General features: G+C 51.7%; 24 protein-coding genes and 2 pseudogenes. 20 read left to right on the top strand and 6 right to left on the bottom strand.

What is annotated here, in order from left to right:
* Positions 1 to 43: 43 nt before the first annotated feature.
* From BSZ32_RS03245 to BSZ32_RS03220, 6 genes are all read right to left on the bottom strand, one after another.
* Entirely contained in the window at positions 44 to 1423 is a 1380-nt protein-coding gene (locus BSZ32_RS03245) for an L-serine ammonia-lyase (protein ID WP_105042094.1), read from the bottom strand.
* Between the two features lie 32 nt (positions 1424 to 1455).
* The gene (locus BSZ32_RS03240; protein WP_105042093.1) at positions 1456 to 1836 is read right to left on the bottom strand and encodes a VOC family protein; all 381 of its coding nucleotides are present in this window, start codon (positions 1834 to 1836) and stop codon (positions 1456 to 1458) included.
* A 10-nt stretch (positions 1837 to 1846) separates the two neighbouring features.
* Positions 1847 to 2161 carry a hypothetical protein gene (locus BSZ32_RS03235; RefSeq protein WP_105042092.1) on the bottom strand — a complete coding sequence of 105 codons (315 nt, stop codon included), beginning with the start codon at positions 2159 to 2161 and terminating at the stop codon, positions 1847 to 1849.
* A gap of 124 nt (positions 2162 to 2285) precedes the next feature.
* On the bottom strand, positions 2286 to 3101 hold the full coding sequence (locus BSZ32_RS03230) for a thymidylate synthase (protein WP_105042091.1): 816 nt from the start codon (positions 3099 to 3101) through the stop codon (positions 2286 to 2288).
* 53 nt (positions 3102 to 3154) lie between these two features.
* On the bottom strand, positions 3155 to 3490 hold the full coding sequence (locus tag BSZ32_RS03225; protein WP_240610553.1) for a peptide chain release factor family protein: 336 nt from the start codon (positions 3488 to 3490) through the stop codon (positions 3155 to 3157).
* A 101-nt stretch (positions 3491 to 3591) separates the two neighbouring features.
* The gene (locus BSZ32_RS03220; RefSeq protein ID WP_105042089.1) at positions 3592 to 4740 is read right to left on the bottom strand and encodes a TMEM43 family protein; all 1149 of its coding nucleotides are present in this window, start codon (positions 4738 to 4740) and stop codon (positions 3592 to 3594) included.
* 184 nt (positions 4741 to 4924) lie between these two features.
* Between BSZ32_RS03220 and dapA the strand changes: the two genes are divergently transcribed.
* From dapA to BSZ32_RS03125, 20 genes and pseudogenes are all read left to right on the top strand, one after another.
* Complete coding sequence (gene dapA, locus BSZ32_RS03215; protein ID WP_105042088.1) at positions 4925 to 5803, top strand: 4-hydroxy-tetrahydrodipicolinate synthase; 879 nt, start codon at positions 4925 to 4927, stop codon at positions 5801 to 5803.
* Positions 5804 to 5829: 26 nt separating this feature from the next.
* A complete protein-coding gene (gene dapB, locus BSZ32_RS03210) occupies positions 5830 to 6567 on the top strand; it encodes a 4-hydroxy-tetrahydrodipicolinate reductase (protein ID WP_105042087.1) in 738 nt (245 codons plus the stop codon).
* 20 nt (positions 6568 to 6587) lie between these two features.
* Positions 6588 to 7097 carry a 2-amino-4-hydroxy-6-hydroxymethyldihydropteridine diphosphokinase gene (gene folK, locus BSZ32_RS03205; RefSeq protein WP_105042086.1) on the top strand — a complete coding sequence of 170 codons (510 nt, stop codon included), beginning with the start codon at positions 6588 to 6590 and terminating at the stop codon, positions 7095 to 7097.
* Positions 7098 to 7118: 21 nt separating this feature from the next.
* A complete protein-coding gene (panB, locus tag BSZ32_RS03200) occupies positions 7119 to 7880 on the top strand; it encodes a 3-methyl-2-oxobutanoate hydroxymethyltransferase (protein WP_105042085.1) in 762 nt (253 codons plus the stop codon).
* A gap of 153 nt (positions 7881 to 8033) precedes the next feature.
* Positions 8034 to 8993 (top strand): hypothetical protein, encoded by a 960-nt coding sequence (locus BSZ32_RS03195; protein ID WP_129589569.1) that lies wholly within the window; start codon positions 8034 to 8036, stop codon positions 8991 to 8993.
* A gap of 126 nt (positions 8994 to 9119) precedes the next feature.
* Positions 9120 to 10238, top strand: a complete 1119-nt coding sequence (locus tag BSZ32_RS03190; protein ID WP_165788605.1) for a choice-of-anchor D domain-containing protein — start codon at positions 9120 to 9122, stop codon at positions 10236 to 10238.
* Between the two features lie 102 nt (positions 10239 to 10340).
* Positions 10341 to 11645: a choice-of-anchor D domain-containing protein gene (locus BSZ32_RS03185; protein WP_105042082.1), complete on the top strand. Its 1305-nt coding sequence runs from the start codon at positions 10341 to 10343 to the stop codon at positions 11643 to 11645.
* A 643-nt stretch (positions 11646 to 12288) separates the two neighbouring features.
* Positions 12289 to 12639, top strand: coding sequence for a hypothetical protein (locus BSZ32_RS03180; protein ID WP_105042081.1), 351 nt, complete (start codon positions 12289 to 12291; stop codon positions 12637 to 12639).
* Positions 12640 to 12704: 65 nt separating this feature from the next.
* Positions 12705 to 12938 carry a hypothetical protein gene (locus tag BSZ32_RS03175; protein WP_105042080.1) on the top strand — a complete coding sequence of 78 codons (234 nt, stop codon included), beginning with the start codon at positions 12705 to 12707 and terminating at the stop codon, positions 12936 to 12938.
* Positions 12939 to 13212: 274 nt separating this feature from the next.
* The gene (locus tag BSZ32_RS18635; protein ID WP_165788604.1) at positions 13213 to 13362 is read left to right on the top strand and encodes a hypothetical protein; all 150 of its coding nucleotides are present in this window, start codon (positions 13213 to 13215) and stop codon (positions 13360 to 13362) included.
* Between the two features lie 15 nt (positions 13363 to 13377).
* Positions 13378 to 13566, top strand: a pseudogene (locus tag BSZ32_RS03170) (hypothetical protein); the annotation flags it as partial.
* A gap of 1129 nt (positions 13567 to 14695) precedes the next feature.
* The gene (locus tag BSZ32_RS03165; RefSeq protein WP_105042078.1) at positions 14696 to 15052 is read left to right on the top strand and encodes a hypothetical protein; all 357 of its coding nucleotides are present in this window, start codon (positions 14696 to 14698) and stop codon (positions 15050 to 15052) included.
* Positions 15053 to 15139: 87 nt separating this feature from the next.
* On the top strand, positions 15140 to 15400 hold the full coding sequence (locus BSZ32_RS03160) for a hypothetical protein (RefSeq protein ID WP_105042077.1): 261 nt from the start codon (positions 15140 to 15142) through the stop codon (positions 15398 to 15400).
* A 24-nt stretch (positions 15401 to 15424) separates the two neighbouring features.
* A pseudogene (locus tag BSZ32_RS03155) lies at positions 15425 to 16636 on the top strand (Ig-like domain-containing protein); the annotation flags it as partial.
* A 118-nt stretch (positions 16637 to 16754) separates the two neighbouring features.
* On the top strand, positions 16755 to 16976 hold the full coding sequence (locus BSZ32_RS03150; protein WP_105042075.1) for a hypothetical protein: 222 nt from the start codon (positions 16755 to 16757) through the stop codon (positions 16974 to 16976).
* An 18-nt stretch (positions 16977 to 16994) separates the two neighbouring features.
* Entirely contained in the window at positions 16995 to 17498 is a 504-nt protein-coding gene (locus tag BSZ32_RS03145; RefSeq protein ID WP_129589567.1) for a hypothetical protein, read from the top strand.
* 186 nt (positions 17499 to 17684) lie between these two features.
* A complete protein-coding gene (locus BSZ32_RS03140; RefSeq protein ID WP_105042073.1) occupies positions 17685 to 19124 on the top strand; it encodes an autotransporter-associated beta strand repeat-containing protein in 1440 nt (479 codons plus the stop codon).
* 1070 nt (positions 19125 to 20194) lie between these two features.
* Positions 20195 to 20659: a division/cell wall cluster transcriptional repressor MraZ gene (locus BSZ32_RS03135; protein ID WP_105042072.1), complete on the top strand. Its 465-nt coding sequence runs from the start codon at positions 20195 to 20197 to the stop codon at positions 20657 to 20659.
* Between the two features lie 31 nt (positions 20660 to 20690).
* Positions 20691 to 21740 carry a 16S rRNA (cytosine(1402)-N(4))-methyltransferase RsmH gene (gene rsmH, locus BSZ32_RS03130; RefSeq protein WP_240610552.1) on the top strand — a complete coding sequence of 350 codons (1050 nt, stop codon included), beginning with the start codon at positions 20691 to 20693 and terminating at the stop codon, positions 21738 to 21740.
* A 16-nt stretch (positions 21741 to 21756) separates the two neighbouring features.
* Positions 21757 to 22092 carry a hypothetical protein gene (locus BSZ32_RS03125; RefSeq protein WP_105042071.1) on the top strand — a complete coding sequence of 112 codons (336 nt, stop codon included), beginning with the start codon at positions 21757 to 21759 and terminating at the stop codon, positions 22090 to 22092.

The raw sequence follows: 22092 nt of genomic DNA, 5'->3' as shown, positions 1-22092 counted from the left end.
GCCACCTCTGCCCACAGAAATCTGTTGGTAGCTGAGTTAGCTTCTAACACTCAACGACGTTTACCGCGAGGCCGCCGCGTGAAGTTTCTTTATATTTCGCCTGCATATCTCTGCCTGTTTCGCGCATGGTTTTGATGACTTTATCGAGCGAGACAAAGTGGGATCCATCACCATTCATTGCCATTCTTGCCGCATTGATTGCTTTGACTGAACCCATGGCATTGCGCTCAATGCAGGGGATCTGGACTAGGCCTCCAATAGGGTCGCAGGTAAGACCAAGATTGTGCTCCATGCCTATCTCAGCGGCATTCTCGACTTGCTCGACAGTGCCTCCTAGATATTCAACGAGAGCACCAGCAGCCATGGAGCAAGCTACGCCGACTTCTCCTTGGCAGCCAACATCGGCTCCGGAAATAGAGGCGTTTTTCTTATAAAGATTAGCAATAGCGCCCGCTGTGAGGAGGAAGCGATGCACTCCATCTTTGTGTGGGCTTTGCTTGAAACGTGTGGCGTAATGGAGAACTGCAGGAATGATGCCAGCTGCCCCATTGGTAGGAGCTGTGACGACGCGGCCGTGGCCAGCATTTTCTTCGTTTACAGCGAGCGCGTAGAGCCCCACCCAATCGAGAATTGAGAGCGGGTCTGAAAGTGCCGACTCAGCTCTAGTCGTTAGCCGCGTGTATACCGTGTTAGCCCTACGCTTCACCTTGAGGCCGCCTGGTAGTATGCCTTTGTTAGCTATGCCATCCTCTACGCATCGCTGCATAGTATCCCAAATCTTGTCTAGTGCGGCACGCGTCTCTTTCTCGGGGCGCATTGCATTTTCGTTTGCCAACATGATTTCAGAGATCGAGCAACCAAGGCTGGTAGCTATTTCTAACAAATCATCAGCTGAGTCAAACGGATGCGGGCCGGAAATTAGCTCTGCAGATGGTTGAGGGTTTTTGAACTCTGCCTCACTAGCTATAAAACCACCACCCATAGAGTAAATAATTTCTTCGTAAATAACTTCACCGTCCTTGTCGCGTGCTGAGAAGTGCATGCCGTTAGGGTGGAGGGGAAGTGGCTGGTGGCGGTGAAAATCGAGGTCGCGTTTCGGATCGAAATCGAGAACTTTCCCGTTAGGGAGGGAGATCAACTTCTTAGTCTTCAGCTCCTCCAGTCGATCATCCATCGTGCTGACATCGATGCTGTCGGGCATTTCTCCCATAAAGCCGAAGATCAGAGCCATGTCAGTGCCGTGCCCTTTTCCCGTAGCTGCGAGAGACCCGTAGAGATCGCAACGGACATTCCCTGCTGCATCTGCATGGCCGAGGCTAATGAGGGTTGAGATGTATCTGCAGGCCGCCCGCATTGGTCCCACTGTGTGAGATGAAGACGGACCAATACCTATGCTAAAAAGATCGAGAACTGAAATGTGCATGCTCAGCGGATAGGTCGCGGTAGAGCGGGAGATTACTTGTTAGGTAGAATCTCTACTTCGTAGCCATCGGGGTCGGTGACGAAGGCCATTTGACGGTTTGCTGGATCGGCAAACTTTTCGCGCCAGTTGCCCGGCCAGATTTCAATCCCATCATTTTCTAACTTATCACAGTACTCAATGACGTCGTCGACTCCAAGACAGGTGTGCATGAGGTCTTCTGGGAATTCGACCTTGAACTCTGGTGAGTAGCAAAGTTCTAGGAAATGCTCGGAGCCCGGGAGATCAAGAAAGGCGAGCTTGTTGCCCTGTGGTGAGTCCTTGCGGTCGCTGAGTTCGAAGCCTAATTTGAGGTAAAATGCGGTGGTGGCATCGAGGTCGGAAACGCGAATGCGGGTGTGGAGAAATTTGATCATGCTGGACTTTTTATTTAGAGCTATTCTGAAGATGACTCTCGACCTCTTCAGGTGTAAGATTTCTGAAAGATTCTTTGATCTTTCTAATGTAATGAGGGACAGCAGATTTAGCAGGGTCCCAGCCATTTTCAAGGCCGAATTCGATGATCGGAACGAGCCACTTGAGGTTAAATAATTTAGGGACTTGAGCGACTAGAATTTGGCCGCCTTCGATTTCATTGTATGAGATGCGGACCTCAGTACATCTTGTTGTGGAATAGGCTTTCCAACGGTATTGTATATCGTCGAGGGTGATGACTTTACAGCCTTTGCGTGGAAGATTCATAAGTTGTGTAGAAGAGGCTTCTAGCCTCTTTAGGTAGTTAGGTGAGTGGAAGAGGCTTCTAGCCTCTTTGGTAAAGTGAATTCTTGAGGGGCATAGATAAAGACGCTGGAAGCATCTTTTACGGCTAGACTGATACTGCGGCCTTGATATGGGTATCGTGCTCGTAGTTTTCGAGCTTAAAATCGTCGAATGCGAATTTGTCGATGTCGTCGATCTCAGGGTTAACCCACATTGTTGGAAGTTTGTGTGGGGTACGTGTGAGCTGAAGTCTAGCCTGATCTAGGTGATTCTTGTAGAGGTGAAGGTCGCCAAAACTATGGACGAAGTCGCGGGCTTCGTAGCCGAGGACCTGGGCGATCATCATGGTAAAGAGTGCGTAGGAGGCGATGTTGAACGGTACACCGAGAAAGAGGTCGGCGCTGCGTTGATAGAGCTGGCAGGAGAGGCCGGGCTTGCCACCTTTTTCTGCTGGTTCGTGGACGTAAAACTGGAAAAGGAGGTGGCAGGGGGGCAGCGCCATTGCGTCCACTTTACCGACATTCCAGGCCGAAACGAGGTGGCGGCGGGAATGAGGATTGTGCTTGAGGTCGTGCATCAGCCGAGCGATCTGGTCGATAGTTTCGCCTTCTTCATTTTTCCATGCGCGCCATTGTTGGCCATAGACTGGGCCCAGATCGCCATTTTCATCCGCCCATTCGTCCCAGATTCGGACGCCATTTTCTTTGAGGTAGGAAATGTTTGTGTCACCTTTGATGATCCAGAGTAGTTCATGGATGATCGAACGGAGGTGCAGCTTTTTCGTCGTTAAACAAGGGAACCCATCGCGAAGGTCATAGCGTGACTGACGGCCAAAAACTGAGACCGTTCCTGTGCCGGTTCGGTCGAGGCGCTCTTCTCCATTGTCGAGAACGTCTTGCAAAAGATCGAGGTATTGCTGCATGGGTAGGAGTGTGAAGTTGGAAGTGTGAAGTGTGAAGTCTTTTCAGATGGAACTTAATCGTTCGTCCCAGGCTTGCGGCGGAGGTTCTTCTTTTGGGCGTTCTGCTTCTTACTTTTCAGCATGCGGGACTTCGAGTTGCGTGAGCGTGGACGGTTGGTTCGGCGCGTCTTCTCACGCGCATCTTTTTTCTCAGCAGCCGCTTTGTCGTAGAGCGCTTGGATTTTCCGGCAAAGCTCCTCACGCGCGAGTTGGCGGTTGGTTTCACGCGAGCGCTCCCCTTGGCATTTGACTTCGAGGCCTGTGGGGAGGTGTTTCAGGTAAACACACGAGGAGGTCTTGTTGATCTTTTGTCCGCCAGCTCCCGATCCTTGAATAAATTTTTCGACCAAACTCGACGGAGGAGCCCCGAGCTGGGTGAGTTTTTTTCTATGTCTGACGGAGAGCTCATGCTGAGATGAAATCTAACAATGAGTTACGACTCAGTACAAGCTTAAGGCATGATAGCTCTTTTCTTTTTAAGCCGGTTGAGCCAGTAAATAGCTCCAAAGGTAATGAGTAGCAGACTGCAACCAAGAAGGGGGCGGAAGGCGAGCCATGCGATTGCAATGGTAACAGAAGAGATGGACAGAGAGAGGATGAAGGCGATGAGGGTGGTGCCAATCTCTGCAATGTTTCCAAGCAACGGTACAACATCAAGGACTACTGATAGTGGGTTTAGAATAGCCGCAAAACCGAATCCCATAAGGGCAAAGCCGACAGCCCGCAATACCCATGAGAGTATGCTATTTGAGGAGGCTTCTTCAGCAAAGAGAGAATCAACAGAATGTGCTCCTGATTTGAGAATAGAGAGAGAGCCTTTCTTTGCTTGATAGGTGACGAAGCTCTTTTCTGCTTGTTGCGCTATAATGCTATAGGTGCCAGCAGCTGTGTAGGTGAAATGGACTCGAGCATCGCCAATGCTGGGGGTTTGGGTGTCAGTACCATAGTAAATGTTGTTGCCTGAGACTTGGGCTTCGCTTGCGACCATAGCGGGAAGGGAATAGTCGGCCGCTAGGCTGAATGTAGAATCGGCACTCAATCTGGCAATTTGACTATTGGAGAGTTGATACGCTCCAAGTTCCACAGAACTTGGTGAAAGGGTAGTTTCTTGGATTTTTTTAAGAATAGTGTTTTTTGTTTGAAATGCGGGATCTTTGAATGCGGAGGAGTCAATAGGGGAGCTAACCCATCGAGCTGAGTAGTCATAGGTAGTCACGGTTTCCGTGCCGCCACCTAGCTTTTTGTTTGTCTCTGATTTGGACTCTTCTTCGTACTGGTAGTACTCGACGTGGCGCTGAAGTTTGAGTGCTCCTTGGAAGCTTACGCCATAATCAGGGTCAGTGAGAGTCTCTGATGTTGTCGCTTCGGCAGTGAGGTAGACCAGCTTGTTCTCGTTGGCTGGAGAAATTTGCTGAGCATTCACCACGACTACCATCTTGGCGCCTTCCTCAAGCGTTCTAGTTCTGTCTACTTCTCGTTTTTCGTTCCAAAAAATAAGAATGAGAGCAACAGGGATGGCAATAAGGCCAAACAGAATGCCCTTGATTGAGTCGCCTAGTCTTGAAAACCAGGATGTACTTGTGATTTCGGTGAAGCTCATAAATGTCTAATAGTTGTAATGTTGTTGATGTTAGTTGTAGAGGAATGATGTGAATTTTACCATTGTAAAGATTACTGGGAATTATAGGGGACATCGGGATGTGCTGATTTACCTATAGTTTCGCTCTCTTTTCCCAACGATTCTGTACTCTTGACTCGGCCGCTTTGGTGACTAGGGTGCGGCCATGTTCGCAGGCACGCACACAGCAATTATCACACCTTTCCGCGATGGACAGGTAGACGAAACAGCATTCCGCCAATTGATCGAAAGACAGGTCGCTGGAGGAGTGCAGGGAATCGTTCCCGTAGGCACTACTGGAGAATCGCCGACTTTGGATCCAGATGAGCATCTAGAGGTGATTCGTATCGCTGTGGATGCAGTTGCGGGTCGACTGAAAGTGATCGCGGGGACTGGCGCTAACTCTACTTCTGAGGCAATTCATTTGACCGAGGAGGCTGAGGCTATCGGTGCTGACGCTTCACTTCAAGTGACGCCTTACTACAATAAGCCGTCTCAAGCGGGCTTATATTTCCACTTCCGCGCAATTGCTGAGAGTTCCAGTTTGCCAATCATGTTGTACTCAGTTCCTGGACGTTCGATCGTGGAGATTGCGCCAGAGACTGCCGCTCGTTTAGCTCAAGATTGCGACACTATCGTTGCTATCAAGGAAGCTGGTGGTCGTGTCGAACGTGTGGATCAACTCAAGGCAGTTCTGCCGGATGGTTTCGAAATTCTCTCAGGCGACGATCCATTGACTATCGAGTTCATGAAGCGCGGTGCTTGTGGTGTTGTCTCTGTCGCTTCTAACATTGTTCCCGATAAGGTCTCAGCGCTGGTCAATGCAATGCTTGCGGGTGATGTGGCTAAGGCAGAAGCTATTCAGGCTGAATATTTTGATCTATTGAATACTCTGATGTCAGTGGATACCAACCCTATGCCGATCAAGGCCGCAGCGGCTCTGATGGGTTACTGTTCGGATGAGATTCGCTTGCCTATGCTTCCGCTTGGTGGTAAAAATCTCGAGCAAGTACGTGCGCTCCTCAATAAGTATTCCCTCATTTAGTCTCAGCTAACGACGACCTACACATTATGACAAATCTTCTAATTCTTGGCCGATCTGGCCGTATGGGGCAGGCTCTGGTAGAGGCTGCTGAAGCTGACGCTCACGCGGCTGTCGGCAAAACCCATGACCACGGTGAGAATCTTCTCACAGCATTCGCGGGCGTGGACGCTGCGATCGATTTTACGGTGCATAATTTCACTGAGAGTGTGCTCAATGCGGCGCTAGAAAATAATACGCCACTGGTGATCGGTACGACTGGCCATAGTGATGAAGAGAAAGCGCGTATCGTTGAGGCGTCCAAGACTTTGCCTATCGTGTTTGCTGCTAACTATTCAGTCGGTGTGAATACTCTCTTTTTTCTCACTCAGAAGGCGGCTCAGATATTGGGCAATGATAGCTTTGATATCGAGGTGACCGAAATGCATCATAAGCATAAAATTGATTCACCTTCTGGTACTGCCCGTCGGTTGTTAGAAATTCTCAATGAAGAAACTGACACCAGCTATAAAGAAGATGTGACTCATGGCCGTGAGGGGAATATTGGTCCTCGTCCGGCGAAGGAAATTGGCATGCACACGCTTCGCGGCGGAGATGTAGTCGGTGACCACACCGTGATGTTTGCTGCTGAGGGTGAGCGTTTTGAGCTTACTCACAAGGCTTCGAGCCGGATGACATTTTCCAGCGGTGCTGTACGTGCTGCGATCTGGCTCCAAGGCCGAGCAGCTGGTCTCTACGACATGCAGGACGTGCTGGGCTTGAAGTAAGTATTCAAATAGAGCGACGAATGGCAACGCGCGTAGGAATAGCATTGGGGGCAAACCTCGGTCAGCGTCTCACGAATATTCGTGTGGCACGTGATATGCTGCGTGGGTTGGTAGACCCGGAATCACTCTATTTACAGGCACCAATTTACCAAAGTCAGCCCGTCGATTGTGCTAGCGATGCACCTGACTTCTACAACACAGTCATTGAGATCGACTATATTGGTGAGCCGTATGACTTGCTGCAGATGACTCAGGGCGTGGAGTTTAGCCTAGGGCGTGACGCCGTGTATGAGCAAAATGCTCCGAGGGTGATCGACGTCGATATACTTTATTTTGGAAGTAACGTGATTGGAGAGGATATTTTGACCATCCCGCACCCACGTATGTTAGCAAGGCGATTTGTGTTGCAGCCGCTCAATGATATTCGTCCCAATTTGATTTTACCTGGCGATATAGCCACGATCTCTGAACATCACCGTTACCTCGACTCAGATGAGCCGCCACTTAGCTTGGTGCAATCAGTCTGGTAGTATTTCCAATCACTAAAGAAGATGACTGATAGCCAAATCAAAGCAGCAGCTCTACAGGGCCGTAAAGGTGGACAAAGAATTGCCTGTCTCACAGCCTATGATTATCCCACCGCGAGGCTTCTCGATGAGGCGGGTGTTGGTTTGTTGCTTGTTGGGGATTCCTTAGGGATGGTGGTGCTGGGTTATCCGGATACCACGCATGTCACGATGGAGCATATGCTGCATCACGTGGCTGCGGTGGCGAGAGGGAACCAACAGGCTTTGATTGTTGGTGATTTACCGATTCATTCCTACGATAGCCCTTCGCAGGCTCTAGAGAATGCGCAGAAGTTAGTCGACGCTGGAGCTGATGCAGTGAAGCTTGAGGGCGGCGTCCGGCAGGCGGACAAAGTGAAAGCTATCGTCGATGCGGGGATTCCTGTTTTGGGTCATATGGGGATGTTGCCCCAGCGCGTCCTTGAAGAAGGAGGCTATAAGAAAAAGGGCAAATCCGAAGAGGAGTTTGAAGCGATCCTCGATGGCTGCCGAGCTCTCGAAAAGGCCGGAGTCTTTGCCATCGTCTTAGAAAGTGTCGTGGCTGATACAGCTCAGCGACTGACTGATGCTCTCACCGTGCCGACCATAGGAATTGGCTGCGGTGAAAAAACGTGTGACGGAGAAGTGGCCGTGATCACTGACCTCGTCGGAGCGTACCCGTGGTTCGTTCCTCCATTCGCTAAGCCTCAGTCGAATATCGCTGAGGATGTGAGTAAAGCGGTGCGCTGGTACATCCAGCAAGCGTAAGCTCCGACTTTCTACCTAGGTAGAAGGAATGGGGCGTCAGGCTACAGAAATTAGCTGAACTGGACGGCACCAACCAGCGGCAGCTACGTCATTACCCATCAGAAACTCTACCGCAGGCAGGCTGGTCAGCCGTGGGGAGCCGAGTACGCAAGTTTGCCAACCTCCGACCTGACCTTTACCGATACCGTGGTGCAGTCGGGACAGTTGTATGAATACCGGATCGTTCGGTTGTTTTCAAATGGTCCGTTGAATTCCACGGGATTCATCGAAGCGGGTATCAGGCTTGCTGAAGTCGATAGCAGGGGCTCAGTTATTCTTTTGGTCCGGGATAGCGCTGCTGCGACACTTCCAATCGAGTTGACTCGGCTGCAGCAGGATCTTGCCGGCGATGGCTGGCATGTCATCCGCGAGCATATCACCGCGGCTCAGTCGGTAGAGGATGTGAAAACAATCATTTCAGCGCATTATGCGAACTCTGCCACTCCTAATGTAAGCAGTGTTTTTCTGTTTGGGCGAATCCCGGTGCCTTATTCTGGCCTGATAAATCCGTACGGTCATTCTAATCACCTAGGCGCATGGCCTGGTGATGTCTTTTATGCTGAAATGGATGGCACCTGGACTGATACCGGAGTGAATAATACGGCAGCTTCAGGAACAAGGAACGACAATGTGCCAGGGTATGGCAAGTATGACCAGTCGGTCTTACCCAGTGCCGTTGAGTTGGAAATTGGTCGGGTTGATCTTTCTAATATGACGATTTTTCCAGACGCATCAACCAGTGAAAATGACCTGCTTCTCCGCTACTTAAATAAAGATCATGACTACCGCCATCAACTCGGCGCCTATGCCTCTGTGCCACGGCTCGGATTGGTAGATGATAATTGGGGTTACCGTGGGAATGACACCTTTGCTTCGAATGTTTGGTGGAACTTTAAATCATTTTTTGGATACGGGAATATTACCGCTGCGGATTGGTTCACCACCTTGAATATAGATACCTACCTCTGGGCTTTTGGTGGAGGTGGCGGGAGCTATACCTCTGCTGGTGGAGTAGGGACGTCCGCCCAATTTGGCAACACAGACAGCAAAGCTGTATTTAACATCTTATTTTGAAGTTATTTTGGCGACTGGGGCAATGCCAATAATTTTCTACGAGCTCCTCTGGCTGGAACGGCAGATGGGTTAGGCTTGGCAAATATGTGGGCGGGTCGTCCTCACTGGCATATACATTCGATGGCGATGGGGGAAACGCGCGGGCACGGGACACGTCGCACACAGAATAACATCGGGGAATATCCTACTGGAGCTGGGGCTGCTTATGTTCACGTTGCTTTGATGGGAGACCCTACGCTTCGGCTGTTCCCTGTTATTCCAGTGACGGGCTTGGCCCAGGCAGCCACTCCGGGGAAGGTGAGCCTGAGTTGGGCCGCATCTGCGGACACCGTTATTGAAGGATACGCCATCTATCGAGGAGCTGCCGGTGCCCGCAACACGGGGCTATTTTCCCGTATCAACGGAGCCTTGGTGGCTGGCACAACTTTTGAAGATCTGTCTGGAGTTTCTGGAGTCGCCTATACCTATATGGTACGCGCGGTGAAATTGGAAACATCGTCATCGGGTACGTATTTGAACTCCAGCCAGGGAGTATTCATTGATGCCTCTCCTGGAGCTGTGACTGGGCCTGAAATATCGATCTCTGCGAATAGTCAACCGATTCAGAATGGGTCGACAGGGGCGCAGTTGGGAAACCACACCTCGTTTGGCAGTGGAGAGATCAATCTGGATTCGCTAAGCCGGATATTTACAATTCGAAATGATGGATCGAGTTCACTAACATTGACTGGCGCAACCGTGGTGACACTTTCAGGCGTAGGAGCAGGGGACTATTCGGAGAGCAGTCAGCCGAGCTCAGTCAGTTTGGCTTCGGCTGCAGAAACAACCTTTACGATTCAGTTTTCCCCATCTGTGGCGGAGACCCGAGTAGCTGAAGTTTCCCTCACTTCGGACGATGCCGATGAAGCGGTGTTTACTTTTTTCGTTTCGGGTGAAGGAAATCCGAATGCACCTGATATAGCAATTGGCACCACCAGTTTCAGCAAGACTCTCGCTGCTGGGGCCAGTGATTCCGCAGCGCTAACAATCCAGAACAATGGCTTGGGAAATCTAAACTACACCGTGGCTGCCGATTATGATTTCAGGGACTCAAATGATGTGGATGGCCCGTCGTATCAGTGGGTTGATATAGCGGGCATTGGCACGGAAATTACGGCTTGGAGCTGGACACCCTACGCTACTGACAATGGAGGGAGTTCTAGTCTGCCACTTGGTTTTAGCTTTCCCTTTTATGGCAATAACTAGAGCAACCTAATTGTTTCCACCGAAGGATTTCTGACCTTTGGGAACGGGCTGGACGCGCCATCGAACGCTTCCGTGTTGCCCAACCTTGGAGCCCCAGGAAACATGATTGCAGTCTATTGGGATGACCTTGATTTGCGGGAAGATGAAGGCAAAGTTTACTACCTTCAACTCGATCCCGATACCTTCATCATCCAGTATGAAGCGGTCTACCAGTTTAACTCGAATGCTTCTCCTGCAGATGAACGGTTAACTTGTCAGGCGATCCTGAAGTCGAGCGGTGAAGTGATCTTACAATACAAATCAGTGCCAACGACCGAGTATTATTTGGTCGGTATGCAGAATGACGAACTGAATCAGGGCGTCACGGTAGCTTCCAATAGTAGTCAAATTACCAATCAAATGGGGGTGAGGATCTTGCCTCCGGCCGAGGCTTCGTGGTTGGAGTTGTCAAGTGGTAGTGGCACGAGCCTTCCGTCGTTGACCAGTGACATCACGCTGACGTTTGATCCGGCGACTGTGCCTTTCAATGATTATTTTGGCAGATTGTGGCTGAACTCGAATGATACGGACACACCTCTAATTGAAATCGGCTTATCCATGCAAGGTGGAGTTATAGTCCCAGAAATCGAGGTGGCGGGGAATGGTCGGCCGATTCCCTATCAAAGCGCTCTCACAGCTCTGCTCAATCATACTAATATCGGGGAGTTTACTTCAGCTGCTGCCACACAAAGCCGAACCTATACGATCCATAACAAAGGGAGTGCAGATTTAAACCTCGGCACACTCTCAGTCACGGGGAGTGATTTCGGCATCACTCATCAGCCAAGTTATGCCACCCTGGCTCCTGGTCTATCAACGACTTTCCAGCTTAGTTTTGCCAGTGGGAAGCCGGTGGGTGACTATAGTGCCACCGTAACCATTCCCAGCGACGACAGTAATGAGTTGAGTTTCACCTTTGTCGTTACGGCAAAAAATCTCAGTTTGTTGGAGAATTGGAAATTAGGGCATTTCTCAAGTTCCGCGAATACCGGGCCGGGAGAAAACGACGCCGATCCAGATCTCGACGGAATGGACAACCTAATGGAGTACGCGCTGGGAGGTGATCCACTCGTGCATGACGCTCCTAGCCTACTGCCAACCGTATCAGATGATGGGGCCGGTCGAGCGACTTTTTCATTCATGCGGGATCCCGCAAAAACAGATATCGACTACACCGTTCAAGCGTCCGAGACCTTGCTGGTGGGAGCCTGGACCGCTATTGCAAACTCGACTTTTGGGGGCGTTACCGTGTCCACGGGCGCGCATGCCATTGCTGAGTCAGGGGTATCACCAGTGAGTGTCACGGTCACCGATGAGGTGGCCAATCCAGACCGGAGATTCTTCAGGTTGTTTGTTGAGCTGAATTGATGGAGGCCGATACAACTCAGCGTCTAATCGATACGTTCACAGCGTAGACCATCGGAAGTGGCTATGATCAATGATATCGACGTTTTCGCAGAAGGTCGTTTCTAGACTCCTCCACACGCTACACGACAATTTACAGATCAAGAGCCTGCCCACCATTGAGATCGTAGCCACGGTACTTGTCGAGCGTCGCAGGCATCAACCCCAAGAATATTCGTGAAATCCGTGAGATTCGCGGTCAAAAATTGAACCATCAACCCAAGCCTCCTCGGTCTTCTCCACCATGCGGGCGAGCCGCCGCACGTCCATATTGATTTCCGTTAAGCTACTCGGCGCATAGAAGCGGCACTCATCCTTCGTCGAGCCTTGATTTTTCAAGAAATCACTCCGCCATTAATCTCTTTTCAAATTCTAAGTGGTCTAAAGATCCAAGTGGTACAAAGGCGCACAGGTTCCATGACTATCTTTATAAGGGATGGTCAGAAGGGGGAAGATATACATTGATCAAATCAATGTTTTCCTCCGCAAAATGTATTTTGGTAAATGGCGGACTCCTCCTATGACTTGTGGCTGTGTGAGAGCCGCTTCGGACGGCCTGCAACAAATCTTATCAAGATCACCCCCTTAAAAACCAAAAGAAGCCACAATGATGAAACACTTAATCACCCAAGCCATCGTACTTATCTGCATCAGCCTCTTTACGGTGGGATGCGGCTCCCCTCGGCCAACTGCTACGGCGGGGTCGTGGGTGGGCCGCGGGATCGCCATGCCCATCGGCTTTACGGTCGCCGCCCTAGATGAAGTGCTCAAACAGACCGGAGACATTGCTGCGGCGAATCCGAGATACGATACGGACCAGACCGGAGACACCACTGCGGCGAATCCGAAAAGCGATACGGACCAGAATAAAGGCGTCGCTGTGGCGAATCCGAAATACGGTACGAATCATAATCCAGTCGCGATAATGGTTCTTCTGACAGTCCTCAGCATACTTTGAACGCCACGCAAACTCAGATACAGCAAACCACTTAGCCAGAAAACAGAAAACAGAAAACAACAACAATGAAGAAACTATTAATCACCCAAGCCGTCGCACTTACCAGTATCAGCCTCATTACCGTAGGATGTGTCCCGCCTCGTCAAACTGCGACGGCTGGGGCGTCGCTGGGGCGCCTGATTGCCTTGCCTCTCGGCTTCACAGCCAGCGCCCTGGATGAGACGATGAATCAGACTGGAGACATCGTGAAAGCGAATCCTCGATACAACAAGGTAGAGGATAGCCCAGAAGAAAAGTAGAGTCCTAGAATGGCGTTGTTCTACCCGACTTTAGGAAAATAGCCGCGCTCCGATAAGAAGACAGAATAATTGAGCTACGAGCTTCCACCCGAAATTTAGCTCAGCGTCTTCAGCGAATTCGAATTCCCCGTCGGCGATCAAATCGACCTCGGATGGACCATGAAATAAGTTAACATTGAGGGGATTAAAAAAGATTTAGACGGATCTGCAACTTTCTGATTCACTGGCAAGTGAGATTAAGGAGCAATTCGGCCACCGGTCTCATTCTAAGATTATGAAAACTAAAATCACCATGATTGCTGCCTTCGCAGTTCTCTCCGCTGGTGCCATGGCTGCCCCTGCAGTGACTGGCAACGCGCAGACTGCTGAAGTTGTCGCCGCTGACGAAAAAACCGTCACGCTCGAAGTCTCCGGCCTTAAATGAGCTGCTGGTTGTCCAAAAAAAGTGCAGTCTGCACTTAACAGCGTCAAAGGAGTCTCGTCAGCAAAATGCGGTGCCAAAACCGGAAATAAAGCAGAAGCCGTCGTCAGCGCGGAGGCTTCCGTGAAAATAGCTGATCTTATCACCGCCCTCAAGGCGAAGGGATACACAGCGACCGAAAAAACGGCGAAGAAAAAGGACGCCTAATACGCTCATCCCAATTTTCAAAAACTCAAGAACCCCGCATCGCCCAACGGCTTTGCGGGGTTTTTACGCCCCTCAATCTAGAATCTTCAAAATCGTCAATATGGGTTTCTGATGCATTAAAGCTCATCAAGCCAGAGTCAATAACCACTCTCTCCCTTGGAGTGCGTGTGGCTCGACACCGCTCTGCGGCGGGCGCGGCTTGACGCGTGTGGGTGAGGATCGGCCGAAATATAACCACCCTCCTAACTCTCAGACCACACAATCAGCAACAGGCTTCATCATCCTAGTCTGAACACTGAAAAGAGCACACTTGGAACTCCCGCCCCACTCATCGAGCCGAAGCCTCTGGCGTAGGAGGAAGCACTTCCGTGTTTTCAGTGTATTCTGTGGTTAAAAATGAGCCATCAACCCAAGTCTTCCTTTCGCATCTTTCGCGGTCAAAATTGAACCCTCAACCCAAGCAAATTCATGTACCCTGCGGGTGGTTTCTAGTTTCCAGCTATCGGCTCCAGTATTTCTAATTGGAGCGCAGCGCCTTTCTCCTCCCGTCTTCCGTCTTCAATCCTATATCATCCCCTCCGTATTAATTATTATAAAAGTAAATTTATGTCAGTTGTGATGTTAGTATTAATATGTTTTATATTATGTATTAAAATGATAGATGGGGTGTTTATTAATGGGTGGTGAAACCTCTTTCTTGATAACTCTTCTTTCGTGTGGAAGAGTTTATGTATTAATAGTATGCCTATATTAAATAAGGGTAATCTAGCTTATGGTCTATCGATTTAGAGGATTTATCTACAAGAGTTCCTCCCCCCCCCCATATTTTGTTGTAGAAAATATTAATATCTCCCTGTTTAAAGTAAATTACTAGCAGTGGTTAAGTTAGTATTGTGTAAATAGAGTTTATGTTATTATATAATATATAATATTTTAATTATTTATATTAATAAGATGTTATTTAGTGCAGGTAATAGAGCTTAACTTAAGGTGGGAAGTCTTATATTAAATAAAGAGAATCATGCAGACATACTCTCACAATAGAGTGTTACCGTACTAGAGTACCCCCCCTTTTTTCATCTCAACCGCAACTGGCCCTACAAAATGCAAACCCCTAGCACATAAAACCATGAAACCCAAAAACCGAAATTATTGCGCCGCTCTTGCCTGCTTAGCGATGGTCACCACTCTGGCGATGTCCCAAACCATCTCTCAGCTCACCGCTGATGGACAAAACTTTGACGCCTATTTCGAGGAATTTGACGGCCAAGAGTGGTTGTTGATCGGTCGCGGCCGTGAAGGCTGGGAATTCGATACCGACGGCCAGGGCGCAGTGGGTGATGTCAGCCAGAACGTCGGCACGACGGCCGCCTTTGCGCCGAAGTGCTATTCCGATGCAATCATCATCGACCTTTTGTCGCAACGGGGCGATACCAGCATGGCGAATGTGGAGATGCGTCTGTCGCGTGCCAGCGACACGACCTGAACCGTTGAGTTCCAGGATGTCCGTTGGACGGCCTTCACCGGAAACGGTGACGCGTTCACATGGAACATCGAGGACAGCCAGTACTCCGTGACCACGGATTTTAAGAATGCTCCGGCTGGACTGCCGGGAGCAGCGATAAGCACACACACCGGCAGCAACACTAGGGATGCTAATCACAGCAACGATGCCCGCCGTATCTTCACGTGGGCTTGGGGTGGCCACCTCAATCTGAAAGGTTTCAGCTATGGCAGTTCGGTTTATTCCGGAGCAGACAGTGCCACGAACTTTTTGTGGGAAGGTAACAACCAGGGTCACACGCTCGCCTACACTGAAGTCTACATTCCGTAAGTAGGTGGCCCGGACGAGACGGCACCTCTCATCGCCGCGACGGAGCCCGCCGACGATTCCACCGGAGCCTACCCCGGCACAAATCTGGTGGCGACCTTCAGTGAGCCAATAGCCCTTACCGGTCTTGGCGCGATTACCGTCTCCGAAGTCGGAGGCGACTCATCCTCGGACTTTACGATCGATCTCACGAGCCTGCCTGACGCGGACGCCGGTGTATCGGTTTCCGGAGCGGTTCTGACCATCGACCCGACGGTTAATCTCGAGTTCGTCCAAGACTATGAAGTCACGATCTCCAACGACGCCATCGTGGACCTGGCTGACACTCCAAATGCCTACCTGGGCACAGCCTCCGGCGATTGGACCTTCACCACCATAGCAGTTGATGCGTTGGCACCCGTTGCTACAGTCTATGACCCAGCCGATAATGCGGTCGATGTCGTGCCCAATGCCAATCTAGTGATCACCTTTGACGAGGATGTCGTTCTTAATTACTCAGTGACGACACTTCTCGACGAAGACTTCGAGAGTGACAACGGTAACTTCGCACTCAGTGGAGCGCCCAACGACTGGGCCCGGGGCACTCCGAATGCGGATAATGATTGGGACCTCGTCCTGACCACCGGCAACAACGGCTCGGCGAGGTGCTGGGGCACCGTTCTTGGAGCCGGCGGCACAGCACCCTACGGTACCATTACTGCTGGCAGCGACTCGATCCTTCAGGGACCGGACGCAGGCGGCAATGGTATTGATCTCACCGGCGTCGTGTCGGCCCAACTCCAGTTTGCAGCCGCAGTTGATGCTAAGACCGGCGACACAGTTGAGGTGCTGGTAAGAGAAGTCACCACAAACGACTTACTTGTGACCGTTCCTGCTATCACTGCACCCATGGACGCTGATTGGGCCACTTACGGTCCCTTCGATGTTTCGGACGCTGCAGGCAAAAACGTTTACCTCGAATTCCGTTTCGTGGGTGCCGACGCTACCTACATCGGCCTTTACGTCGATGATGTCAACGTCACCGGCGTCAGCCCTGGCAACAACATCGTGCTGAAGAACCTGACAGACAGCATCGACACGGTCATCCCTGTCAGCGACAGCTCGCGGGTTTCTGTGAACGGAGCTGAGGTAACGATCAGTCCTGCTTTTTCTTGCGGGTGCCGCGAACTACGCCGTTCAGATCGGCGCGACCGCGATCCGCAACTACAACGATCTCGACTATGCCGGTATCGCGGATGACACCACTTGGAACTTTACGGTTTCTGGCGAGAGCGCTTACATCGGTGGCAACAGCGGGAATAACGACGGCTGGAACAACGCCGCCAACTGGGACCCCGCCGTCGTTCCAAGCGGAGGGGTGGATGTGATCATCCCCGACAACAGGCAGGTAATGGTCCAGGATAACCAGGCCGCCGCCCCCCTATTCACCCAACTCTACAGCGGCAACCTGTCCCTTGGCGCCGGCGCAACGCTGAATTTCGGGTATGCGTCCGGCAGTATCGAAGACTACCGTGCACTCGGCACCCCTGGAGCCACGGTCATCACCACAGGCGCTGGTGCGACCTTCGGTTTCAACTGAACTCCCGGCACCGTTATCGTGCCGGAGATTCAAATGTTGGGGGATCTCCTCATCATGACCGGGTTGTCCACCAATAATGTTCCGGATCTGTTTTTCGACCATGGAATCCACGGTGCCTTTACGGTGAACGTTAGCGGCAAGTCGAATAGTGAATTCAACCTGTCCGCAGCGAACACCTTCACCGAATTGATCGTCAATCCTTCCGCTGGAAATAATATCGAATCCAACGCCACTTTCGCCGGTTCGCTGAGTGGTGATGTCACGATCATGGCGGTTGGCAACGGTAACCCTGCCGCGAAGCTCACCATCGACGCGGCGGATGCAATGTCCGACGCCGCGACGCTGAGCATTAGCGGAACCAACGCCACCTTGCTGACGGTCAACTTCAACGACACCATCAAATATCTGCAGATCAACGGTGTGACGCAGCCAACCTGCACCTACGGCGCCGGACAGGATCGCAACCCGAGCTGGTACAGCGGCGCAGGTGTCCTGACCGTCGCTGGCGCGCCCACCACTTAAAGGGATATTGATGGAACCACCGCTGGTGCAGGCGGAGGATCCACTCCGACCGGTACTTGGGGCCGTGGCACGACTGCCAATTGGGACACCGTCGCAGATGGAACTGGAGCCTCCGCGCTCTGGTCATCATCCGCAGGCCAAGCTACAACCTTTGCTGCTGGCGCAACCGCCACCGGAGCCTATACCGTGACTGTTTTCGGCACGCAGGACATCGGCGGCCTCACCGTCGAAGAAGGCGATGTCACCCTGTCTGGAGATGGACTCCGAATGACTTCGGACTCGGTGGCTGGCGTCGTTTCAGGCTCGACCTTGTCGGTCAGCAGCGTGATCTCCAATGACTCCGCTCGCCAACTGGCTAAAGGTGGTGACGGAACGCTCACGCTGTCCGGTGCCAATACCTACGCGGGTGTCACCAAACTCGAGGCTGGCACCATTTCGGTCCCCAGCCTTGCGAACGCTACCGTAGGCAGCCCGCTCGGCAACTACCCGACAGCGGGTGCAGACGGCCTGAACCTTATCGGCGGCACCCTGCAATACACCGGTGCCACCGCTTCCCGCGACCGCGGATTTACCTTGCTCGGACACAGCACGCTTGAAGTCAACACCGCCGGCGAGACTCTGACTCTCGGCGAAAGCGCAGCCTTAGATGCAGCCGGCTCGCTCACCGTCACTGGTGGGGCAGGCAGCAGTCTTGCTCTGGGACACCTGTACGTCTCAAGATCCACCTCGACCATGAATCCTACCACAGCCAGCTTGTCGATTGCTTCAATCGGTTTGAATGAGTCCTATGGCGGTGGAGCTCTTACATTTACGCTGGGCGGCACAGCTACTGGTAACGAGGTAACCGGCGCGATTAACAGAGTAAACACACACCCCAATAACTGGGATGGATGCCATGACGTCATCAAGGAAGGCTCCAGTGTCTGGACGCTCTCCGGCAACAATAACTACAACGGCAAGACCATCGTTAACGACGGCACGCTGCTGGTCACCGGCGAGATCCAACAAGCGGCCTCAGTCGCCGTCAATGGCCCGGGTGTCTTGGGCGGTACCGGCATGATCAAGAAGGCGACCACGGCGAACGCCGGTGGCGGCCTCGCACCCGGTCTCTCGGTCGGCACGCTCACGTTCACCAACAACCTCAACTTCGCGGCGATGGCCGGCGGCGGAGGCACCTTGGTATTCGAACTCGACGCGCTAGCGGGAACCAGCGACCAGATCGCCGTGTCAGGCACCTTGGGTATCGGCCAGGGTGCGCTGCGCTTCACCGACTTCACGTTCTCCGACCTCGGAGGCCTGGAAGCCGGCACCTACACGCTGATGACCAGCGGAGTGATCAGCGGCTGGATCGACGACACCAACGACAGCGGCGCGATCGGAAGCTTCACCGGCACCCTGCAGCTCAATGGCAACAACCTTGAGCTAGTGGTCAGTGGTCTCGCTGCCGGCAGTGACTACGATACTTGGGCTGACGGCTACCCCGGCCTGACTGATGCCAGTGCTGACCTCGACTTCGACGGCGGCGGCTTGGAACCGGTGTTGAGTGGGTCGTGGGCGGAGATCCTAGTGACGGAAGCGATGACGCCGGCCTTGCGCCGACGAGCACTGAAGACGGCACCTACCTGATCTTCACCTACATTCGCACCGATGAGTCCAATAACGACGCCACCACCACCATTGCAGTGGAATACGGCAGCGACCTGGTTGGCTGGACCACCGCAGTGCATGACAATGTGAATATCATCATCACCGAGACCTCGACGGAGCCACTGACTCCGTCGAGGTGAAGATAGTGAAGACCCTCGCGGTCGACGCCAAGCTCTTCGCCGGCCTCAACGTGGTGATTGCTCTAAGGGGAATCCTACGAAGCAAACTAAATCATACGGCGGTTTCCCGAAAGGGAGGCCACCGTTTTTTGCGTCTGGGGGGGGTGGAGCTTTTGCGATCCATAGAATAGCCAATGTCCAACAAGGGGTATCCAACCGAAGCAGGGACTCGCGAATCAACGCGCCATTGCTGTCAGTGGAATGCTCTTAACCCTAGAGCCCGCGGTATAATCCCGATAGTTCTGTACCCAAGGAATCTTGGAGTGCTGAGGCTCGACTCAGCTCTTGAGGATGGATGTGGCTCGACACATGGGGGCGGTAGTTTCAAGTGTGCAGTTTTCAGGCTGGCCTGATGAAGCCTGTTGTATATCGCGTGGTGCTTGAGTTGAGTGGGTTGTAGCTGGCTTGCCACCACGCGCGTCAAGCCGCGTCAAGCCGCGCCCGCCGCAGAGCTGTGTCGAGCCACACCCACTCCAGACCATCAGAATGATGAGCTTTCGAATCAGAAACCAATTGGGACAATTCTGAGGGATTGGCAAAGGTTTTCGTTCCGATCCGCACGCTATGAGACGTGGAGCCAACTCGGGTCTGGTCGGGAAATGGTGAGCGGACTTTCCGGTACACTTCGGTTGATATTTGGTTCAAATCCTTATACTAGTAGGATTTCGGGTTGTTTTGGTTCTTGTTGCTAGGGATTGGCGTTAGAAATAATTTTGGTGTTATTTTTATTTTCTAACTATTGAATTATCAATGGTTCTAGTAGTTTTTAACGTAAATCATTCACTCTGCTAGAGTTCCTAACGTTTTGATGTTTGACATCGAAGTGTACCAAAGTGTATAAGAGTGCGCTCACATGTATTAACTGACTTTATGACGACGTATGAACATACCCTAGAAGGGGTGTATGAACACAAAATGGACCCCAAGTGCAGGGTGTCCGTTCCGTCGGATTGGCGTGTGACTGCTGGGAGTGGGACGCTTCGGTTGATGCGCTCCAATGCTTACAAGTTACCCACCTTGCGAGTCCTAACGGAGCAGGAGTTTGCGACGATTTTGGGAGAGATTCAAAACCGAAGCGATTGGACACCAGCCCAACGACGGATGATGAGCGGTAAGTTGTATTCCGATTGTCAGAAAACAAAGCTGAACCCGCAGGGGAAGCTGCTAGTGCCTAAGGCACTCTGTAGTCACCCAAATATCGAGCCGGAAGGTCAAGTCACTCTCGTCGGGAGAGGGGCATATTTCGAAATTATTAGCCCCGACAACTATGAGGAAATGCGGGTCCGCGAGGAAGCTGAGATTGCTGAGCTTAACGCGGAAATGGATATCTTCTGATCTTTATCATCCCCCCCAAACGACGTAAGCAATGAAGCTTTCCTACCAAACTGCTGTAGCCCAAGCTAAGGCAGGGAATCACATGATTTCCTGTTCTGTGGACGCTTGTCTCTACGCTGAAGAGCCGACATTGGGTGGTGGTGGTTCCGCTGATGAGGAGTTGCCTCATTATCACGAGACTGTGCTACTGGAAGAAAGTGTGCAAGGGATGCTGGCAGCTCCAGGCAAGGTGCTGGTCGACGGAACTCTAGGTGGCGGTGGCCATACTGGAAGAATGTTAGAATGCGGTGCCGATGTCTATGGAATCGACCGAGATCCTCAAGCACACGAGTACGCCGAAAAGCGCCTGAAGAGATTTGGTGATCGTTTTCATCCTGTCGTCGGAAATTTTGCTGATGCTCTAGATCTAATGCGCGAGCGTGGAGTCGAGAAAGTCGATGGCTGGCTAGTCGATCTAGGCGTTTCGTCGTGGCAATTCGACTGTGACGAGCGTGGGTTTTCATTTCAGAGGGAAGGGCCACTGGATATGCGCATGGGGCCTAGTTCACCACTGACCGCGGCAGAGATTGTCAATCAGTGGAGCGAGCAGGAGATAGCGAGAGTCATTTGGGAATATGGTGAAGAGCGTGCGTCCCGCAAGATAGCTAAATATATCTGCGAGCAGCGCCAGACGAAACCTTATGTAACTACGACTCAGCTAGCTGCGAGTATCGAGAAATTGATCCCGCGTTACGGCAAGAAAATCCATCCAGCGACTAAGGTCTTTCAGGCACTTCGGATCGAAGTGAATGACGAACTAGGAGCTCTGAAGAAGCTGCTAGAGACTGCAGGTGATTTACTAGCTCCAGGTGGACGGCTCTGCGTCATCAGCTTTCACAGTCTCGAAGACCGCATGGTCAAACGATTCCTCAAGCATGCGTCGTCGAAAGAGATCGACCGACCTGAGTGGCCTGAGCCACGGCCAAACCCCGATTACTCATTTAACTCCATAACGCGCAAGCCGATCAAAGCAACTGCTGAAGAGGTGAAGCGCAACCCTCGCTCGCGTAGCGCTGTGCTACGTGTAGCTGAGAAACTCTAACAAACTATCTATTGAAATGAATAAAAGACGTTCAGAAACAAACCATTTTGGATCACTTCACATAGTGATGATTCTTATTATCACTGCTTTGTTAGGTACTGGTGGTGTTTTACATGCTGTGATGAAGAACCGCCAGGTTGTCGTGGCGCGTGAGATCGATGATGCCCAGAACCGTATCGAAGAAGCTGAAGAGACCATGAAAATGGTTCAGGTAAAAATCGACCGCAAACTGAACCGCCACATGATCCGTGCCGAGTTAGCTAACCGTGGTTCCGAGCTGCAACAAATTCCGTCATCCGTCGTCGAGGTGGTGACATCAGCATCCATAGCTATTGCCCAGACTACTCCCTAA

It is taken from the genome of Rubritalea profundi (assembly GCF_002954445.1).
Classification (GTDB): domain Bacteria; phylum Verrucomicrobiota; class Verrucomicrobiia; order Verrucomicrobiales; family Akkermansiaceae; genus Rubritalea; species Rubritalea profundi.
The sequence above is the reverse complement of the archived record's forward strand: the minus strand, read 5'-3'. Positions and strand labels throughout refer to the sequence as shown.

Bases quoted from the DNA above. Each gene is read 5' to 3' on its own strand.
- BSZ32_RS03245 (WP_105042094.1), bottom strand. From the start codon at position 1,423: ATGCACATTTCAGTTCTCGATCTTTTTAGCATAGGTATTGGTCCGTCT.
- BSZ32_RS03240 (WP_105042093.1), bottom strand. From the start codon at position 1,836: ATGATCAAATTTCTCCACACCCGCATTCGCGTTTCCGACCTCGATGCC.
- BSZ32_RS03235 (WP_105042092.1), bottom strand. From the start codon at position 2,161: ATGAATCTTCCACGCAAAGGCTGTAAAGTCATCACCCTCGACGATATA.
- BSZ32_RS03230 (WP_105042091.1), bottom strand. From the start codon at position 3,101: ATGCAGCAATACCTCGATCTTTTGCAAGACGTTCTCGACAATGGAGAA.
- BSZ32_RS03220 (WP_105042089.1), bottom strand. From the start codon at position 4,740: ATGAGCTTCACCGAAATCACAAGTACATCCTGGTTTTCAAGACTAGGC.
- dapA (WP_105042088.1), top strand. From the start codon at position 4,925: ATGTTCGCAGGCACGCACACAGCAATTATCACACCTTTCCGCGATGGA.
- dapB (WP_105042087.1), top strand. From the start codon at position 5,830: ATGACAAATCTTCTAATTCTTGGCCGATCTGGCCGTATGGGGCAGGCT.
- folK (WP_105042086.1), top strand. From the start codon at position 6,588: ATGGCAACGCGCGTAGGAATAGCATTGGGGGCAAACCTCGGTCAGCGT.
- panB (WP_105042085.1), top strand. From the start codon at position 7,119: ATGACTGATAGCCAAATCAAAGCAGCAGCTCTACAGGGCCGTAAAGGT.
- BSZ32_RS03190 (WP_165788605.1), top strand. From the start codon at position 9,120: ATGGGGGAAACGCGCGGGCACGGGACACGTCGCACACAGAATAACATC.
- BSZ32_RS03185 (WP_105042082.1), top strand. From the start codon at position 10,341: ATGATTGCAGTCTATTGGGATGACCTTGATTTGCGGGAAGATGAAGGC.
- BSZ32_RS03180 (WP_105042081.1), top strand. From the start codon at position 12,289: ATGATGAAACACTTAATCACCCAAGCCATCGTACTTATCTGCATCAGC.
- BSZ32_RS03175 (WP_105042080.1), top strand. From the start codon at position 12,705: ATGAAGAAACTATTAATCACCCAAGCCGTCGCACTTACCAGTATCAGC.
- BSZ32_RS18635 (WP_165788604.1), top strand. From the start codon at position 13,213: ATGAAAACTAAAATCACCATGATTGCTGCCTTCGCAGTTCTCTCCGCT.
- BSZ32_RS03165 (WP_105042078.1), top strand. From the start codon at position 14,696: ATGAAACCCAAAAACCGAAATTATTGCGCCGCTCTTGCCTGCTTAGCG.
- BSZ32_RS03135 (WP_105042072.1), top strand. From the start codon at position 20,195: ATGACGACGTATGAACATACCCTAGAAGGGGTGTATGAACACAAAATG.
- rsmH (WP_240610552.1), top strand. From the start codon at position 20,691: ATGAAGCTTTCCTACCAAACTGCTGTAGCCCAAGCTAAGGCAGGGAAT.
- BSZ32_RS03125 (WP_105042071.1), top strand. From the start codon at position 21,757: ATGAATAAAAGACGTTCAGAAACAAACCATTTTGGATCACTTCACATA.